This window comes from Flintibacter muris, assembly GCF_943192995.1.
Taxonomy (GTDB): domain Bacteria; phylum Bacillota; class Clostridia; order Oscillospirales; family Oscillospiraceae; genus Lawsonibacter; species Lawsonibacter muris.
This window is the reverse complement of the sequence record NZ_CALPCP010000059.1, coordinates 1-13,625: the sequence shown is the minus strand read 5'-3', so window position 1 is coordinate 13,625 and position 13,625 is coordinate 1. Positions and strand designations below refer to the sequence as shown.

The 13,625-nt window shown below is 49.8% G+C and carries 9 protein-coding genes and 1 riboswitch; of the genes, 6 read left to right on the top strand and 3 right to left on the bottom strand.

The window, feature by feature from the left end:
* The first annotated feature begins 334 nt into the window (after positions 1–334).
* The 6 genes from NFS22_RS21700 to NFS22_RS21680 all read left to right on the top strand — a co-directional run bounded on the left by NFS22_RS21700 (position 335) and on the right by NFS22_RS21680 (position 4,401).
* Positions 335–1,117, top strand: coding sequence for an SH3 domain-containing protein (locus tag NFS22_RS21700; protein WP_251319762.1), 783 nt, complete (start codon positions 335–337; stop codon positions 1,115–1,117).
* 148 nt (positions 1,118–1,265) lie between these two features.
* On the top strand, positions 1,266–1,493 hold the full coding sequence (locus tag NFS22_RS21695) for a hypothetical protein (protein WP_251319761.1): 228 nt from the start codon (positions 1,266–1,268) through the stop codon (positions 1,491–1,493).
* 671 nt (positions 1,494–2,164) lie between these two features.
* Positions 2,165–2,650: a hypothetical protein gene (locus NFS22_RS21690; RefSeq protein ID WP_251319760.1), complete on the top strand. Its 486-nt coding sequence runs from the start codon at positions 2,165–2,167 to the stop codon at positions 2,648–2,650.
* Entirely contained in the window at positions 2,651–2,785 is a 135-nt protein-coding gene (locus NFS22_RS23805) for a hypothetical protein (RefSeq protein ID WP_277614989.1), read from the top strand.
* A gap of 133 nt (positions 2,786–2,918) precedes the next feature.
* Positions 2,919–3,119, top strand: a complete 201-nt coding sequence (locus tag NFS22_RS21685) for a helix-turn-helix domain-containing protein (RefSeq protein WP_251319759.1) — start codon at positions 2,919–2,921, stop codon at positions 3,117–3,119.
* 1 nt (position 3,120) lies between these two features.
* A complete protein-coding gene (locus tag NFS22_RS21680) occupies positions 3,121–4,401 on the top strand; it encodes a tyrosine-type recombinase/integrase (RefSeq protein ID WP_251319758.1) in 1,281 nt (426 codons plus the stop codon).
* Positions 4,402–4,729: 328 nt separating this feature from the next.
* Here the strand turns inward: NFS22_RS21680 and NFS22_RS21675 are convergent, their stop codons facing one another.
* The 3 genes from NFS22_RS21675 to NFS22_RS21665 form a co-directional block, all read right to left on the bottom strand.
* Positions 4,730–5,881 (bottom strand): tyrosine-type recombinase/integrase, encoded by a 1,152-nt coding sequence (locus NFS22_RS21675; RefSeq protein ID WP_251319757.1) that lies wholly within the window; start codon positions 5,879–5,881, stop codon positions 4,730–4,732.
* A 700-nt stretch (positions 5,882–6,581) separates the two neighbouring features.
* Complete coding sequence (locus NFS22_RS21670; protein WP_251319756.1) at positions 6,582–10,955, bottom strand: S-layer homology domain-containing protein; 4,374 nt, start codon at positions 10,953–10,955, stop codon at positions 6,582–6,584.
* Positions 10,956–11,083: 128 nt separating this feature from the next.
* Positions 11,084–11,308, bottom strand: a riboswitch (cobalamin riboswitch).
* 856 nt (positions 11,309–12,164) lie between these two features.
* Entirely contained in the window at positions 12,165–13,316 is a 1,152-nt protein-coding gene (locus NFS22_RS21665) for a tyrosine-type recombinase/integrase (protein WP_251319755.1), read from the bottom strand.
* Positions 13,317–13,625: the final 309 nt, after the last annotated feature.

Here is a 13,625-nt window from a genome sequence, read left to right as displayed (position 1 = left end):
TCCTCATCACCCGAGAGTATTTTACCACATTTCTCGCTTCTCCGCTACTTCTATTTTCTATCTTGGTGAAGTACTAGTATAAATCATCACAGTTACATTTTCAAGATGTTTATACTGGTTGTGTAGAGCACATAGCGAAGATTTATTGTGCGTGTATGGGTAAGTTAAAATGCCTGTATACGCATTTACTTGGTTATCTCGGCAGTTGAAGCCATGAGGGGGACATACAGCCAGTATGTTGCCCCTTGTGGTGGACGCTGTTGAGATTAAGCGATACATTTGATTCAGCCACCGTGCAAAGAATCCGTGTATTGCAGACAAGGAGGAAAGAATAATGAAGCAAAGAATTCTAATTTGCGGCTTATCTCTGCTACTGACCTTTTCATTAGCAGGCTGTGGGGGTCAGCAAACCCAGCAGGAGCCGCAGGACCCAGATCAAGGGAAAGTCCAACAGAGCGAACCCGCCAGCACTACGCCCCCAGTTGAATCAATGGAGGTAAACAATGAAAACGACACCGCTAAACCTTTAACAGAGTTGAAGGACATAGAACCAAAAGAAGCGGACGGGGCTGGTACATTTGAAGGCTCTGGGAGTGTCGAAGTTGAACTATTTACCGAGGTCAACGAGACAGTCTATGCAACAGGCACTGTTAATATCAGGGCGAGTTATACGGCAGACAGTGACAAGCTAGGAAGTTTATCGGTAGGTCAGTCGGTAACTCGTACAGGTACTAGCATAGCAGGCACCGAAGCAGAAGGATGGAGCCGAATCCAACTATCGGATGGTAGTACAGCTTATGTGAGCAATAAATATTTATCCACAACGAAGCCAGTGGCACAGCAACCAAGTGGAGGTAGCACTCAAGGTAAGCCATCAGGTCAAACCCAGCAACAGCAGCCAACCCAGCAACCAACCCAACAGCAACCCCAACAGCAAACATCCCAGCCTAGTGGTGGTGGAGACAGTGAAGCTGAGATAGCTGCCAGACGAGAAGCCTTCATAAATGGTATGAATCAAATGTTTACAGAGCATGGTTACAATGCAGACGGAAAGGATCATGATTATACAGAAGAAGAACTAGAGGCGTTAGTAAAAGCAATCCAAGTTGGCGGCTAACAAACAATAATAGATAATTTAGGCACCAGTAATGAAAAGAAATTATTGGTGCCTAAAATTATACAGAATACAGCCTTGTTATTAGATGTTCTGTTTATTTAGCTTACCTTTCAGTTGAATTTTAATTTAATTGAAAGGGGCAACAGTTATGGCTAACATGGCAAAATACGGTATAGCAATAGTTCAAAATCTATATCAAGATAGGAGTGGAGAAATACATAACGAATATCAAATTTACACTGAAGCTGGCTTCTGTATAGGTGTATTGCGACTTCCAAGTGATGGACAGTATGCATTTGATTACAACTTTCTTATTGCCTTGATGAAAGGATTGGCAATCAGGTATGGATTTATTAAACCTAAAAAACGCAGTTAATAAAGTAAATAAGCAGATAGGCCAGATGTGAAAACATCTGGCTTGTTTTATGTTTATTTTGAAATGATTAAAAATGCTGATACTTTATATAAACAAGTTTGTAAAACGGGAAACGTTCACCTGTTAATGTGTTTATTGGTAATTGATTAAATAATATGATACCTGCAATAGGCTAGTTAATAAAATAGGTTGGATAAATAAAATGACAACATAGAATGTACACTTGATAAGACAATTAAATTTCAAGGGGTATTCAAAAATTCGTGTAACAAAATTTCATAGGATTCATAATGATTTTGATTCATAGTGTGTTTATGGGTTGAAATTATAGGGTAAATAGGATGATGTGATGAAGGTGGAAAGGTAAGGAATATGAGAAAGTGGCATTTTTGAATGAGTGGATATAGCAGACGTATTGATTAACATTTGATTGATAATAAGTTAGGGAATTGACAAATGAATAGGCTATTATGATGTATCATTTATCAACTAATTGTGCGCAGTTGATAAGCATAACAGGGTTTATACAGTTCGGGCAGTTCAGGCATATACCCTAATTACAATGGTTAAACCCCTTGCACTTCGTCAATAGACGGAAATGGGCTGTCAGCGTTATAGTTTTATTGTGGTTAGGAGATAAGGCCACAATAAAATTACAGGAGGACTTAAAAATGTGTATGCGCTATATGATTAACCGTGAGGACTTAGGTAAGAGGGTTACAGGCTATATGTTCTATGACGCTGACAGTAAAGGGTTTACGGGCCTGACCGAGAAACAGATCAAAGACACCTTGAATAAGGGTGAGCGGCTGTATGGTCTGGTTCTGGATGGTGAGGGCAATATCACCATGGATAACGAGGGCTTCAAGACCAAAAATTATATGGTTCGCTCTGGCATTAACAGTCTGGCTCCGGCAGTTGAAACGGATATGCCGGCTAACATGATGTATGTGGTAGTCGGGATGAAAAAGGTACAGGGCGGAGAGAGTGTTTACGAGGTTATCAGTAGTCGCTATGCCCGGGTGGAAATGCCTGAAAGCAAAGTCAAAATGCTGTTGGAGTTTGGCTGTATTCAAGGCGGTGTTTACTTCGACAGCAAGGGCAAGCTGATGATCTGCGAGGGGGTCAGGGTGGATGATGGAAAGGAGGTGGGCTAAATGCCCACTTCCTTTGAATTTATCGGTGGTTTCATGTGCTGTGGCTTGATAGTCGGATTGTACCAGCTCAGTAAAGCGATTGATATTCTCAGGGAATTTATCTCTATGCTGAAGGAGGAAATAAAAGACGAATGAAAGAAGGTAGCCAGCCTTTAAAACGGGTTGGCTACACCTATTTTTATACAGGATTTAGGCTAGTTGAAAATTAAGGAGCATTGAAATAGGCTAGTTGATATTAGTGGTATCCAGAATAAGGAGGATACCGCTAATGGACGTAAAAGAAACAGGACTGACCCCAACAGAAGCTAGTGCCTTGATTGGTTGTAAAGAATACACCATTAAGGAGTTGGCTAGGGGAAAGAAAATACCCCACTATAAAGTGGGAAACAGGTACAGGTTTACACGGTCAGCCTTGATAAAATGGATGGTTGACCAAGAGAAAGAAAATTATATCAATGGGGGTAAATAAAATGGCAAGTGTTAAAGATTTGGGCGGGGGAAAGTACAGAGTGTTTATCTGTAATGGCTTTAAGGCTGATGGTAAAGTCAACAGAACTTCCAAGGTCATTACGGCGAAGTCATTAAGGGACGCAGAAAAACAGGCCAATGTTCTGGAAGTAGACTTTAAGAGGGGCCAACAGGTGCAGCTGGCCCATGCTCCAACTTTTAATGATTTGGTGGAGAAGTGGCGGGAGATTAAAAAGCCTGATATGGGGTATAAAACCCAGGAACGGTATGAGGGGTTTTTAAATGGGTTTATGATTCCCTATTTTGGGAATAAGAAGGTCAAGGAGATTAAAGCTCTTGACATTGAAGCGTATTTAAATACGCTGAAAAAAGATGGGGTAAGGCTGGACGGTAAAAAAGGGGGCTATAGTGAGAAAACAATCCGCCATCATTTCATGTTTATCCAAACTCTATTTAATCTTGCGGTTAAATGGGATATAATTGAGTATAGCCCTTGTGTAAAAGTAGATACTCCAAAAGTGCATAAGCATGAAGCGAAATACTATGAAGATGAAGATATAGGGCGGCTCTTGCATTGTTTAGATGACGAATACAACCAGGCCATTACGGCGGCTGACGGAATAGAAGATTTAATCTCTTTTGAGAATTTGACTTCTCGACAGTGTACCGATATATTTAACGCCTACATGAGAAGAACATATATCATTGTGGCCTTGGCTAGTGCTTGCAGGCGTGGGGAGTTGATAGGTTTAAAGGTAAATAATGTTGATCTTGAAAACAGCAACATACTTATCAATCGAACTGGACATTACACGGTTGAAAATGGGCTTTATTTTGTGGACTACCTCAAAAACGGAAGTCCTAGTAAAAATATAGATATGCCTGTTTCAGTGATGGAGCAGTTAAGGGAATATATACAGGTACGCAAGGCATTTATTGAACTGATGGACTGGGAGGATAGTGGGTATTTGTTTATCAGTTTGAAAACTGGTAAAGTGACTAGATCAGGTGGGCCAATGTTGCCGGACGTAATTAGTCAGTGGTTCAGTAAGTTTCTGGAGAGGAATAATCTTCCGAAGATTACGTTGCATGAGGTACGTCACACCAGTATAAGCTACCTTATCAATAAAGGCGTTGATATTAAAAAGGTGGCAGACCGGGCAGGACACCAAAATACTAGGACAACAGAGGAAATATATGGTCACATCTATGCCAAAACAAAACGAGCAACGGCTGATATATATGATGACCTGTTTACTGGCAAGGATATCAATAGTAAGTGAAAATAAAAGGAAAAGAGTGGGGCATAAAAGTTCCTCACTTTTTTCCTCACTCGAAAGATGGTAAAAATGAAAATGGTGTATAAAATAATATACATTGTGAATAAAAGGGTTAGAACATAGTGAATAACATTTGTATTCCAGAATATGGTAATAGCCCTCATAACCCGGAGGTTGCAGGTTCAAGTCCTGTCCCCGCAACCAAAAATCCTCTGATTTCGCTTGAAATCAGAGGATTTTCTTTTATTTTCGCCACTTTTCCCAGTGGTTAATTTTTTGTTCCTGTTTTTGACCCATTTCTTGACCCATACGGGGAAATGTCCGGAAAGGGCTAGATAGCACTGGAGAGGATATTGCCCATCGTTTTTGCCGCCTCCCGCTGTGCTGCCGTGGTTACATGGGCGTAGGTGTCCAGGGTAAACCCCGCTGAGTAGTGCCCCAGCATCCCGGAGACCGTCTTGATGTCCACTCCGTTTTGCAGGGCAACCGTGGCGAATGTGTGTCTCAGGTCATGAAATCTCACTTTTGGCAGTCCTGCCCGCTTCAGAACCCGGTGGAGCATCTGAATTACGCTGTCCGGGGAGATCGGTCCACCCGTCGGGGAGGGAAACACGTACTCGCTGCTACCGCATTTCTTTCTCTGCTCTTTCAGGATTCCTACCGCATCCGTTCCCAGGGAGATGGTGCGGTAGGAATTTTTCGTTTTCAGCGGGGCTTCCACCACCTCGCCGTTGATTCGGGAGACCTGCCGCTGAACCCGGAGGGTGCCTTGTTCCAAATCAAGGTCCTCCCATTTCAGGCCCAGGAGTTCTCCTCGCCGCAGGCCTGTGGCTAACTCGATGTAGTACATCTCGAATACACCGCTCTCTTTTGCTTCCCGGAGGAAGGAGGCCAGCTGCTCCACCGGGAGCGTCTTCATCTCCCGGTGCTCCAGCTTTGGCAGGGCACAGCCGTCTGCGGGATTAATCGCTATCAGCTTCTGGCTCCTGGCAAAGTCCATCGCAGAGGAAATGACCTGGTGGATGTTTCGCACTGTCTTGGGACTCAGCCCTTTTGGTTGTCCTTTAGCCTCAATTCGGTCCACTCTGCCTCTGGACAGCAGCTTTTTGTAGAGTTTTTGCAGTTCCAGAGTCGTCAGCTTACCCAGAGGAATTTTGCCGATGTTGGGCTTGATGTGGTTGTCGATGTAGCCTCGGTAGGTCTGGTGGGAGGATGGTCGCACCTTGATTTTGGCGTAGTTCTCGAACCAGACGTCCATCCACTGACCGACGGTGTACTGCGCTGCCTTGAGGGCGTCCACCTCTGTGCTTTCCTGAATTGCCTGCTTCAGTTTGACCTTTACCTCCGCCTGGGTCTTGCCCAGAACGTTTTTGTAGACTGTCTTTCCGGTTTCCGGGTCCCGCCCGGCGGTGTAGCGGCCCTCCCATCGGCCGTCTGGCCGTTTGCGGATGCTACCCTCGCCGTTGGCCCTGCGTTTTGCCATGCGTATCGCCTCCATTCAGCGACACAACATACCACAGCCTTGGTCCAATAGCCAGGGGTTCAGGGCAGAGTTATCAGAAAATTCAAACTCTCTTGCTATCAGGAAAAATCACCTATTCATTGTTTTCTGCGCAGCAAAATTTGCGTGCTGGCTCACTGCTCCCTCTTTGGTAACGCTGGTGCAACTCATAGACTGATTATCTCATCGCCAACAGCGGTCCACAGAGCCCCAACACGGCGTTTGGTGTGCCGAGGCGGGGATGGGGCTGTCTCTCCCACAAAACCGTACACAGCGGCTTACAGGTCGATACACGGGGGACTTAGTGGCGCAGACTTCTTCCCTTCTTCTGTATTGACTTTGCCCTTTCAATTCTCATAAAAACCGAAAATTTCTCGTTAGCCCACTGCTGACCCCACCGAATCTGCTGCCGCCGTAAGCGTCACGGTTAACAAGACGTCAAAGCGGAAGCTGGCCCTTGTATTTGACATCACATAACCATTTGCACAGAATGTCAGAAAAGATGATGATATTCCGCTGAAAGCCCCCGTATATCCGTTCCCCGGCCCGCACTGCGGGACGGTGTGAACCAGCGGGACGCCGCCAAGGCGGCACGCTTTTATCCTGCTTCCTTTTCCTCCCCCTGGTTCACTTCGGCGTTTGGCGTGTTGCTGAACCCATCAGACGGTAAATACTGAAAAGGTTATTTCAGCAGAACACTGACAAACCGCTGCAGCATAGCCGCGGCCTCGGCGCGGGTGGTTATACGGGAGGGGGCCAGCATCCCATTTGGCAGACCGCTGATGATGCCGGAATCCACCGCCCAGGCCACAGCGTCCTGAGCCCAAGGGGACACCGAGGCGGTATCAGAAAATCCGGTCAGGCTGTCCCGACCTCCAGTACTCATATTCAGGAGCTGGGCGTAACGGAACAGCATGACGGCCAACTGTTCCCGTGTGATCTCGTCGTTGGGGCCAAAGCGTCCGCCTCCATAGCCGCTGACAATGCCTGCCTCTGCGGCCCAGGCGATACCCTGCTCATACCAGGCGCCCTTTGCTACATCCGCAAATACAGATTCAGTTTTCTGTGTACCGGCGTCCTCCAGACGGAAGAGCACAGTGGCTAGCATCCCACGGCTCAGGGGCAGGCTGGGTGCGAAGGCGTTCTGGCTGACCCCGGCAAACAGTTCCCGGCCCGCCGCGAAGTCTACGGCAGAGGCATACCATGCGGAGCTGTTTACATCGCTGAAGGGATTGGTATAGTTCACAACCTTGACAGAGGCGTTCTGCTCCAGGAGGAATTTAGCACGGCCTTCTTCCAAAATGGCCTTCTTGATGACCACCTCCCGGCCGTCGGCATGGACTACCACCACCAGCTGTCCCTGTTTGACATTGGGGATCGTGACCAACTGCGGACCCTTGCTGTCTTTGGGGAGCGTGACGATATAGGTATCTCCGTGGCCGGACGTCTCCACCTTCACCAACGGCTGATTTGGCTGTTCCGTCTTACCGCCGGAGGGGGAATTGCCGCCGGAGGAGCTGCCTCCGGAACTGTTGCCGCCGGAGGGACGGGAGTAGTTGGGGTCGTCCTTTTTTGCGTCTCTGGTGTAGAACACCTGGATGGTGTCACCGCTGTGCAGAGGACAGGCGCCCATATAGATATCAGGAATCCTGCCGTTAACCCGGTACATCCAGCCGGAGTCATCGCCATATTCCTTCTCGGCCAGCGCCCCATGGGGGCCGGAGATGGCCTTGATATAGGTGCCTTTTACTCGGGTAGCGGTGCAGCCGTTGTCCGTCAGCATACGGGTAAACACATCATAGACGGTGGAACTCTCATCCAAATTGCTGAGGGTCGTTGGGGCAATCCAGACGGTCCCATCCAGTCCGATGAGGGAGAAAGACACATTATTCAGCACTTCCGTCACTGGGATGGCGCTCTCCGGGTCCCGGGTGCCCCGGACCACGATCATATCCCCTTGGACCTGTGCCGCACGAGCCATCCGTCGGGCCTCCGGCTGGGCAGTGGCGCTGGTGGTCACTTCCTGGTAATAGAGCTTGTCCAGACCGGCGTACTGGGCGTACCGGTACGGGTCGCTGAGATACAGCGCCCCGTACCGCCCCAGAGTCTCGCTGGACAGCCGACTGGTAATGGTAACGGCCTTGGCCTCGGTCTGGCGGGTGACGATCAGATTTTCATGGCTGATGACGTTGGGATTGCTGGACTTGAACAGCCGCCACAGCTCCAGGTCCTCCCAACCCTCTATGGGCACGGGGACGATGCCCCGGCCTATCCTTTCCGAATTTGTATGGACCCAAACCAGTTTGCCGTCCTGCTCATAGACCTCAAAGAACGGGGTCAAGTCGGTACGCACGTTGTCTTTGGTGGTGTTGTTTCCCTTGAGACCGTCGAAATAGGCGGCCTTGACCCGCTCTATCAGGGCTAATTCCCTGTTGATCTCCTCTTGGGTCAGAGCGGGCACCTTGACCTGGAATGTCCGGGAAGTGGTAACACTGGTATCCTTATCATGAAGGGTAACAGTGATGGTCCCTTCCGTGTTCTCCTGACTTGGGCCGGGACGGTAGACCTCCACTCTGGCGGCGTTGTTCACATCCGGGGCTTTGAGGACCTCGCTGTTGCTGGTTGTGATGGTGACAGGATAATATTTGCCGTCTACCCCGAAATCCCGGGTGGTGGGGAGCTGGATGTCGTTAGTTGCGGTATAGACGCCATTTGCATCTGGTGTCAGCCTTTCCCCGATTACTGCGTCGGTGATGCCAGCTTTTTCAAAGCCGGCATCCAGCTTGGCCAGCAGACCGATTCTGATTTGCTCCTCCTGGGAGGCATCCAGCGCCTTGACGGTAACAGAGTAGGTGTTGACCAGGGTGATGGGCGCTTCGCCGTTATTGGTGAGCTGGAAATTGAATGTGGCGGTGAGGGTAACTTGCTGATCTGCCTGTCCCCGCTTGACCACCCCCACATAGGGGTCGAATAGCGTATCAGCAGTAGACTGGTTTTTGCCGCTGATGGAGATAACATTCTCGTCGGAGGACTGCCAGGAGATCAGCGTCCACCTTTTATCGTCAATTACCTTGGGCAGGGACAGATCCTCTGTCACAGGAGCGGTCGTGTCAAGGACGACCTTGCTGGAAATTTCCTCCCGCATGACGTCAGTGACCTTATCTACGTCCCAATAGACGGTAACCGGCACCGTCGCTTCCTGTGTCTGGCCGTCTTTGACCAAGGTAAAGGTCACCTTATAACTGCCAGATCTGATGGCAGGCGTGGTGTTGGGATTAACGTAGAAATAAGTGATATCGCCGTTATCAGCGATGCCCGCGCCGCCGTAGACCTCTTCTACCTTTTTGACGGATGCGATGAAGCCCTCCAGCTTCTGACTCGCCAAATACTGCTCCAGCACTTTGTTTACGTTGGTATCCCGCCCGGAAACAGGGGACATGGTGTACCATTTCAAAGCATCTTCCAGCGTCTTGTCGGTTACAGGAGGCTGAGGGTCGGGGGTTACTGTCCCGGCAGGTCTCACAAGGGAAGGACTGCTGGGAAACTTGTCCTCATTCTGATAGCGGAACGTGAAGGAGAGATGCTTCCCCTCCATATCCGCCGGAATGACAAGCTCTTGGCCGGTTTGGATATTCTTCCAGGTCGTGTCCGCGGTGGTATCTTTACATCTCCATTGTACCATTACCGGGAAAACATCATAGTCCAGTTCACCGCCGCCCAGGACATTGATCTTCGCTTTGACCGTTTCGTCCACGGCCACATTTCCGCTAATCTCCACAGTGGTGATGAAGGGCCAGACGGTGATTTCGATCTCATCAGAATACCCTCCTGCCGTGGCCGTTACAGTGGCTTTGCCGGCTTTTAGAATGCTGACCGTCTGTGTGCTTTTGTTTGCGTCAACATTATTCGGGTCGCTCAGTTCAATGATATCGCCGCCGTCGGTGATGTTCCAAGTGACCGGTATGGGCTCCGTATCCTGATAATTGACGGTCAGCGTGCCGGTGGGCTGCACGCCGCTGTTGGTCATGTACAGCGCACTGCCGCCGGTAATTGTGATTTTTGGGTCCTTGGGGACCAGGGCTGCCCCGGCCTGCCATGCGAGGATAGGCCAGCCACCGTTGATGTTGTTGGCATCCGTTGTGAAAGCACTGCCCAGCTTGCTGGCAAGACCATCGGCAGAGGTGATCTGTTCACAGTTTTCGGCTATTCCAGTTCCAGCACCGCTGGCTCGGGTGATATAATAGCAGTTGGATAATTGAGAAGAACTGTAGAGGAAATCTGCGATGTCAGATGCTGTTCCGCTGCCTTGAAGGTCGCCACGATTATAACAATTTGTTGCGGTGCAGTTATTTTGCAATTGTCCCGCAATGCCGCCAGAGCGGGAAGCGCCGTTAATTAAACCGGTGTTGTAGCAGTTTTCAATAGTAGTGTACTTGGCGTAACCGACAATGCCACCGACCACTCCTCTGGCCTCGCCTGTCACATTGCTCATGTTGACACAGCCAGTAATTACCGCGGTTTGTGAGGCGGTGTTTCCAGCGTACCCTGCAATACCACCAGCATAGCTGCCGGATTTTGTCGTTGTGACGCCGCCAGAAAAACTACAGTTCTCAATAGTGCCCTGCTGTATTTTACCAACGATTCCTCCAACATAGTTGTTGGAAGAGGTCACATGGCCTTCGATTTTCAAGTTTTTGATGGTTGCGCCATTTATTACACCAAACAGGCCTTGATTAGCGGCAGTAGCGTTGACCGACAGTCCACTGATAGTGTGGCCGTTACCGTCAAAAGTGCCGGCGTAGGCGCTGGCTACATATCCGTCATTGGGATTGAATGGAGTCCAATCACCGCTCAGTTCAATATCGGCGGTCAATACGACATCCAGTGTGTTTTCGCCGCTGTTGACCCTGTCCCGAAAAGCCGCCAGTTCTTCCGCTGTAGAGATGAGAATAGCGTCTTCTCCTTCCGCCGCCATCGCCGTCCCTGGCAGCAGTCCCAGAACCATAAGCAGGGCCAGTAGCAGGCTCAGTGCTCTGATTTTTGTGTTTTTTCTCATGAAAGCTCCTCCTTTTGTAGTCCCGCAAAGGGTGGTGTCCCTGCGGAGCGCAAACAAAACAGCCACGGCAGATCGTTGCTGATCCGCCGCGGCCGGCTTTTCCGCAGAGCGTTTTGGGTACGCTAACGCGAACCCTCTTGAACATCATAGGTCTTCCGGCTCGCGTGGTTCAAGACAGATGAAATCTGTCCAATGTCTGCCGCTCCGCCTTCTCAGGATCGCTCCCAATGACCGGCTCGCGCCATGAGCAACAGGCTTCCACACATACGGCAACGGGTATTGCTCCGGATTCTCACCGGATTCCCTCATCCCTGCATCTGCACATGAGCAGATACAAGGTCATGATGCTGTTTGGCAGAGAGATTATATCGCATCTGTACTGGAGTGTCAATCATCGTTGTACAGTTCGAACATCGTGTTTTATCCTTTTTTTGTTTGCTTCATATCAGATTCTGGATGCATGATTTCGTATCTCCCGACCTTTTCTTCTCCCCTTTAGGGGCAGGGGGTGCCGGGGCAAAGCCCCGGCGAGTGCGGCCGGCGTATAGCCGGACGCTATGCTTGCCCTCCACGGAGGTAGATAAACCGCCCTCCAACTTCCACAAAAGCCGATGCCGCAGGGGCGGCACAAACGGGTATCAATCGCCTCAGCGGGTCTTTTTCCCGCCCCTGCCAATAAAATGGCACACGGGGCTTCACAGGGGCAACGAGGGGGGACTCTGGTGAGTTGTCGAATCTCCCAAAACCGCTTGACAACCTGGCCGGTTGGAGCTTCAATAAGGGCAGAGAGAAAAATTGCTGCTCCGCACGTTAGAGGTTTACACTTTGGTATCGACTCTCCAGTTGTCTTGGAGTTTTTTCATTGTTTTCTCCGTAGCAATTTTTGAGTGGCCTGATCCCTCCTGACCCATAACTTGACCCAGAATAGGAAAAAGACAGTGGGAACAACGGAGGAAAGAGGGCCGGAAAGTATTTGACTCCGGTGGGAAGAGTCTCCGAAAATGCCAGAAAGGCCTAAACCGAACTTCGGAGCGCAGCTCATAACCCGGAGGTTGCAGGTTCAAGTCCTGTCCCCGCAACCAGAAATCCTCTGATTTCGCTTGAAATCAGAGGATTATTTTTGTTTTTCATCACTTTTTATGCTGGTTAATTTTTGCTCTCTGTTTTTGACCCATTTCTTGACCCATACGGGGAAACATCCAGAAAGGGCTAGAAAGCACCGGAGAAGACACTGCCCATGGTTTTCGTCGCTTCCCGCTGTGCCTGGGTAGTGACATGGGCGTAGGTGTCCAGGGTGAATCCTGCTGAGTAGTGGCCCAACATCCCGGAAACCGTCTTGATGTCCACCCCGTTTTGCAGGGCTACTGTGGCGAAGGTGTGTCTCAGGTCGTGAAATCTCACTTTCGGCAGCCCTGCCCGCTTCAGAACCCGGTGGAGCATCTGGATCACGCTGTCCGGGGAGATAGGTCCGCCGGTCGGCGAGGGGAACACATACTCACTGCCGCCGCATTTCTTTCTCTGCTCGTTCAGGATTCCCACTGCATCCCCTCCCAGTGAGATGGTGCGGTAGGAATTTTTCGTTTTCAGCGGGGCTTCCACCACTTCTCCGTTGATCCTGGAGACCTGCCGCTGAACCCGGAGGGTGCCCTGCTCCAAATCGAGGTCTTCCCATTTTAATCCGAGGAGTTCTCCTCTTCGCAAGCCCGTAGCCAGTTCGATATAGTACATCTCGAATACGCCACTTTCCTTAGCCTCCCGCAGGAAGGAGGCCAGCTGCTCCGCTGGGAGCGTCTTCATTTCCCTGTGCTCCAGCTTTGGTAAGGCGCAGCTATCCGCAGGATTGACCGCTATCAGCTTTTGGCTTCTGGCAAAGTCCATGGCAGAGGAGATGACCTGGTGGATGTTCCGCACTGTCTTGGGGCTCAGGCCTTTCGGCTGTCCCTTCGCCTCGATTCGGTCCACTCTGCCTTTGGACAGCAGCTTTTTGTAGAGCTTTTGCAGTTCCAAAGTGGTCAGCTTCCCCAGTTGAATTTTGCCGATATTCGGCTTGATATGGTTGTCGATGTATCCTCGGTAGGTCTGGTGGGAGGTGGGGCGTACCTTGATTTTGGCGTAGTTCTCGAACCAGATGTCCATCCACTGGCCTACGGTGTACTGCGCTGCCTTGAGAGTGTCCACCTCTGTGTTTTCCTGGATCGCCTGCTTCAGCTTTGCTTTCACCTCCGCCTGGGTCTTGCCCAGGACGTTTTTGTAGACCGTTTTGCCGGTTTCCGGGTCCCGCCCGGCGGTGTAGCGGCCCTCCCATCGGCCATCGCTCCGTTTTCGAATATTGCCTTCACCGTTCGCTCTGCGTTTTGCCATACGTATCGCCTCCATTCAGCGACACAACATATCACAGGCTTGGTCCAATAGCCAGGGGCTCAGGGCAGAGTTATCAGAAAGTTCAAATTCTCCTGTTGCCAGGGAAAATCGCTCATTCATTGTTTTCTGCGTAGCAAAATTTGCGTGCTGGCTCACTGCTCTTTTTTGGGAGACGGTGGTGCAGTTCATGACTGAGTATTTCAACCGCCTGCATTTTTCGAAAGCCGCCTACTACTCTACCAAGTTAGGAATTAGAAGATGATAGGGTATAGTTTTCTGAGTTTGCACCTGGCGTCATCAGAGGAAAAT

Bases quoted from the DNA above. Each gene is read 5' to 3' on its own strand.
- NFS22_RS21700 (WP_251319762.1), top strand. From the start codon at position 335: ATGAAGCAAAGAATTCTAATTTGCGGCTTATCTCTGCTACTGACCTTT.
- NFS22_RS21695 (WP_251319761.1), top strand. From the start codon at position 1,266: ATGGCTAACATGGCAAAATACGGTATAGCAATAGTTCAAAATCTATAT.
- NFS22_RS21690 (WP_251319760.1), top strand. From the start codon at position 2,165: ATGTGTATGCGCTATATGATTAACCGTGAGGACTTAGGTAAGAGGGTT.
- NFS22_RS23805 (WP_277614989.1), top strand. From the start codon at position 2,651: ATGCCCACTTCCTTTGAATTTATCGGTGGTTTCATGTGCTGTGGCTTG.
- NFS22_RS21685 (WP_251319759.1), top strand. From the start codon at position 2,919: ATGGACGTAAAAGAAACAGGACTGACCCCAACAGAAGCTAGTGCCTTG.
- NFS22_RS21680 (WP_251319758.1), top strand. From the start codon at position 3,121: ATGGCAAGTGTTAAAGATTTGGGCGGGGGAAAGTACAGAGTGTTTATC.
- NFS22_RS21675 (WP_251319757.1), bottom strand. From the start codon at position 5,881: ATGGCAAAACGCAGGGCCAACGGCGAGGGTAGCATCCGCAAACGGCCA.
- NFS22_RS21670 (WP_251319756.1), bottom strand. From the start codon at position 10,955: ATGAGAAAAAACACAAAAATCAGAGCACTGAGCCTGCTACTGGCCCTG.
- NFS22_RS21665 (WP_251319755.1), bottom strand. From the start codon at position 13,316: ATGGCAAAACGCAGAGCGAACGGTGAAGGCAATATTCGAAAACGGAGC.